General features: G+C 61.6%; 2 protein-coding genes. Both read left to right on the top strand.

Going from position 1 to position 4,813, the window contains the following annotated elements; translation table 11 throughout:
- The coding region (locus tag PLL20_21525) for a hypothetical protein (GenBank protein HPD32580.1) at positions 1 to 1,462 on the top strand (1,462 nt) is incomplete at its 5' end.
- Between the two features lie 133 nt (positions 1,463 to 1,595).
- The coding region (locus PLL20_21520; GenBank protein HPD32579.1) for a hypothetical protein at positions 1,596 to 4,813 on the top strand (3,218 nt) is incomplete at its 3' end.

The raw sequence follows: 4,813 nt of genomic DNA, 5'->3' as shown, positions 1-4,813 counted from the left end.
TCGTCAGCATTTCGGCCCTGCCGCAGAGGCATTGGAACAAGTCATCACTTTTGCAGCCGCCGACGCGTATGCTCAGCAGCGCAACTGGGCGCGCGTGTTCCTGGCCGAGGTCTTGCTCAACTTGTCGGCTCACAGCCGCGTTCGGCAGGTAACAGACGATATCATCGCCGACCACGCGGCCGGCAAGGCCAATGACGAGCAGGTGGCCTGGGGGCTGATCTGGAAGGCCCGCTCGCACAAGCAGTTGCAGGAATACGAGCAGGCCCTCGAAGCCCTTCAAATGGCCGTTGCCGTCAGCCACGCCAGTCGCCCGCCGCTGGCCGCGGAGGCGGAATTCGAGGCCGGCGAGGTCTGTCGACAGCACGGCGACGCAGTCCAAGCCGCCGGCGGCGATTGGGGCCCGCTTCACGAGCAGGCCTTGGCTCATTACTTGGCGGCGTTTGACATCGCCAAGACCAAGCAACTGGACGAGGGCATCATCGACCGGGCCCGCCTCCAGGCGGCCAGCGAGATGCGGCACCTGGGCATGCGCGAACGAGCCATCGCTTGGCTGCGGATGGGCATCGAAGACCCGGCCCAGATCACCGGTTCCGACGAGTTGCTGGCCCAGCGGATGGTGTCGTTCATGTCGCCGGCCGAGGCCGAGGCTTGGCAGCATTACCTGCTGGCTCCGACAGAAAACGCGGATCCGACGCAAGCCATGGTGCAGAAGGAGTTCGAGAAGCTGGCTCCTGCCCCATCCAGCACCGTAACCAACCAGCCGTTCCTGCGCCTGCACTGGCTGGGCCGGCTGTACGAGAAGCAGCGCCGGTTCCAGGAGGCGATGACCGTCCACCAACAGTCGCAGGCCCAGGCCGACACACCCGACCGTCAGGCGGAAGGGCTTTTGGGTCAGGCCCGGGCGGCGCGTCTGCTGGCCCGGGAGCACCGTCTGCGGGGCCGCTGGGTGGAATACCAGAGCGCCAAGCCGGTGATGAGCCAGACGGCCGAGGCAGCTTCGGCGGCCTGGGCACAGGTGGCCGCAACCGCCAAGCCGGCCGGCTCGCACTACGCCATCGAGCAAGCGGTGAAGGTTTTGCACGACGCGGAACTGGACAGTCGCTCGCTTGAGGTGGCTCAGAGTCTGGTAAGCCGATTCGGGCCAGAGGAGCATCCCAGCAAGCAGGCCTTCGCTCGCTACATGTGGATACAGGCCCTGGCCTGGAACCACCAGTACGACCAGGCCGCTACAGAAGCTCGGGCTATCGATCAAGACTATGCCCAGTACCCCGACGCGAACCTGCAGGAGATCCGTGTCGGCTCACTGGTCCGGTCATCGCTGTACAAGGCACAGGGAGGCGACCCGGAGGGCGGGCTGGCGATTCTCGATGAAATCGAGGCTCGCTATCCCCAGCAGTACCAGGAGTGGGTCTCGCGATTTCGCAAACTGTGCCAGAACAAGCTGTCGGGGGGGCTTCAGTAGGTTGCACAATCAGCCGGCTCGGCGTTGTTCCGAGGCAAACGGAGTCCGATGAGCGAATAAGCGAGTTTCGGGCCTGAGCAAGCAGGAGCAGCCGCGGGCCCCAGGCAAGACAGACAAGGGAAGGGTTCAAGACATGTGCCGATCATTCAATCGTACGGCGATCGTTCTGGCGGTGTTGTCGTTGGGCTTCGGGGCAGATGCCATTTTCTGGTTGGGAGGCCCGCCGGGTACCGGCAGCCAGGTCCTGGCGCTGAATCTCGACGACCCCTGTAAGGACGTCGAGTGCCCCGAATGCTACGTCTGTGTCGACGGCACCTGCGTGTACAACTGCGACGACGAAACCGACGCCACTTCGGGCGATCCATGCCCGGATGCGCCGCCGTGGCCGGAGGTTCCGACGTCAGGCCTCACCGCGCCCGCTGGTGATATTCCTCCTCTGCCACCGCCTGAACTACCGCCGTGTCCCGATCCTGATCAGCCGCCTGATGTTCAGCTATGTGCCGCAAGCGTCGGATCTTCGGGAAGCACACATGGGTGCGGCGGCGGTGGAGTCTCGGCCGGCGGAGGGGGTGCGCCCTGCCAAGAAGACTCTGAGCAAGATCCCGCTCCACCCTCTTACAATCAGGACCCGCCCGCACAGACTGGTGGCGGTGGCTCGGGTAAAGGAAGCATCGGCGACGGCGTGTACCTCAACCTCAGCAAAGGCCAGGTCGGGGCCTCGGTCCATGTTCTTGAGACGTACGCATACGGCAGTACCGAGCTATCGTTGACCCTGTACTACGATTCCCGGTCGGCGTACGTGAACACAGTCTTCGGGGCATACGGCTGGTCGCACAGCTTCTTTGGACGCGTCGAGGAGAAGCTCGTCGAGGGGACTGTTGTGAAGGTTACCTTCTGGTACGGGCGTTTTCAGCGGATCTACTTCCTTTGGAACGGGCAAACGTTCGTGACCGCCAACGGGCGCCGTGACATCCTGACGCGAGTCGGCAGCCACTACGAGATCACGATGGAGGACGGCGTGCATCTGGTCTTCGATGATGAGGGGCGACTAACAGAGCGTACCGACGTCCACGACCTGGTGACCCGCTATTACTACTCCAACGGCCGACTCGTGAAAGTCGTGACTCCGCACGGACGAGAGATCCAGTTTGAGTACGATACCAATGGGCGCCTGGAAACCATCATCGGTCCGGATGCCCGGGAAACCACCCTCACTTACGATCCCAGCAATGGAAACCTTATCAGGGTTACTGACCCGACCATGCACAGTACTTCGTATGAGTACGACTCATGGCACCGGATGACCAAGGAGACCCTCAAAGACAACCGCTATTACACCATCGAGTACAGCTCATACCTCGACAAGCGTACGATCAAGGACAGCGAGGGCAACGTCGTTGCCAGCGTTTCGTCGGCGGCCGGGTTTCCTTCTCGCCGCGACGAATCGGCCTTGTCGGCAATTTCCCCCGGTAACGTGACGGTCGTTGACGGCCGGGGGGCCACCTGGACTCTTTACCGCGACGACAAAGGTCGAATTACCTCAATCGTTAGCCCCAACAACTACACACGCTCGGTCACGTACGGCGGTGACAATGACGGTTACCAGAGTGACCGCATTGTTTCCGTAACCAACGAACGAAACCTGACGGAACAGTACACCTACACCGCCTACGGCAGGCTCGCCACGGAGAGGAATCGCGCGAACCAGTTGTGGAGCTACTCCTACCATCCCTCCAAGCCCTCGCTCCTGACCATTATCACCGAGCCGGACACCGACCAGTGGGTCTATGCTTACGATTCGCACGGGCGGGTGACCCAAATCACCGATCCGCTGATCGAGACGCCCACCGACGCGGTGACCACGATTACCTACGAATACTACGGTTCGACTGAGGGCGTTCCTTCCGGCAACGATCCCTTGCCCAACCGTATCAAGAAATATACGCAGACCGACGTCAACGGCCATGTCATGGTCTGCGAGTGCGATTACCAGGGCAATATCACCAAGATGACCCGCGGCTACGGCACGGGGTTGCTGAACCTTGTGACCCGCTGCGAGTACGACCCCCTCGGTCGCCGAACGCGTCGGATCATCGAACGTGGCGACCGCGAGACGATTGTTCAATGGGTTCGAGACGAGGTGGGTCGCGTCACGACCAGTATCGATGACCCGGGTACCGGCGCCCTCAACCTCACCACCAGCTACGTTTATGACGGGGAAGGGCATCTGAAGGAGGTCACCAACCCGCGAGGCCACAAGACCAAGTTTGACTATGACCATCGCGGCCGGGCCGTCAAACGCACCGTCGCCTATGGTTCACTGAATCTCGAGACTCACTGGACCTATGACGGTAACGGGAACGTCGAGACCATTACGGACGCCAACAACAACACGACGACCTTCACTTACAACGCCCAGAACTTCCTGATCAGCGTTCTGGACCCGGAGAATTACCAGACGATCTTTACCCGCGACGGCGTCGGCAATGCCACTCGTATCGACCGCACGTTGACCACCAATCCGAACGGCGACAAGTACTCGGTCAGCCAGACCTTTGACAACATCAACCGCCGGCTGACGCAGACGGTGGCGCCGGAGACGCTTGCGCTCACCACCCAATTCGATTACACCGACGGCGGCTGCGCGTGTCGCTGGCGGCCGCACAAGATTACCAGCCCGGACAATAAGATTACCTACCTGTACTACGACAAGCTGGACCGGCTGGTCAAGTTGGTTCGCAAGGTGACCGACACGGCCGACAACGGCGGCGATACCGACGACATCATCTACCAGCGCGAGCTTGATCCTGTCGGCAACGTGACGGCCGTCGTTTTGCCCGAGGGTGAACGGACGGAATATGAATACGACGAGGCCAACCGCCTCGTCGAAGAGACCCGCATCGGCCCGAGCAGTACAACCATCGTCACCACGGCCACCTATGACGGAGCGGATAACCTGCGGGTGGTGACCTTGCCCAACAACAACCAGGTGACACGGACCTATGACGCCGTGAACCGGCTGGACACGGTCTACGACTCGGTCGGGGCGATCCTGGACCTGGGGTATGACGCCAACAGCAACATCACCAGCCGGGCCGACGGCCTGAACCACACCTGGCAGTATCAGTACGACCAAGCTGACCGGCCGGTCAAACTCTACGATCCGCTGGTCGAAGGCGGCACCGACAAATACACCTCGCTGACCTACGACGGCCTGGGCAACCGCCTGACCGCCACCGACAACAACGGCATTATCACCGGCTTCGAGTACGACAAGCTCAGCCGCCTGACCAAGACGGTCGAGCACAAGAACGGCACGGGCGACACGGCCAATACCCAGACGGTCTATAC

It is taken from the genome of Phycisphaerae bacterium, assembly GCA_035384605.1.
Classification (GTDB): Bacteria; Planctomycetota; Phycisphaerae; order UBA1845; family PWPN01; genus JAUCQB01.
Note: the sequence above shows the minus strand (reverse complement) of the source record. Positions and strands in the feature narration are given on the sequence as shown.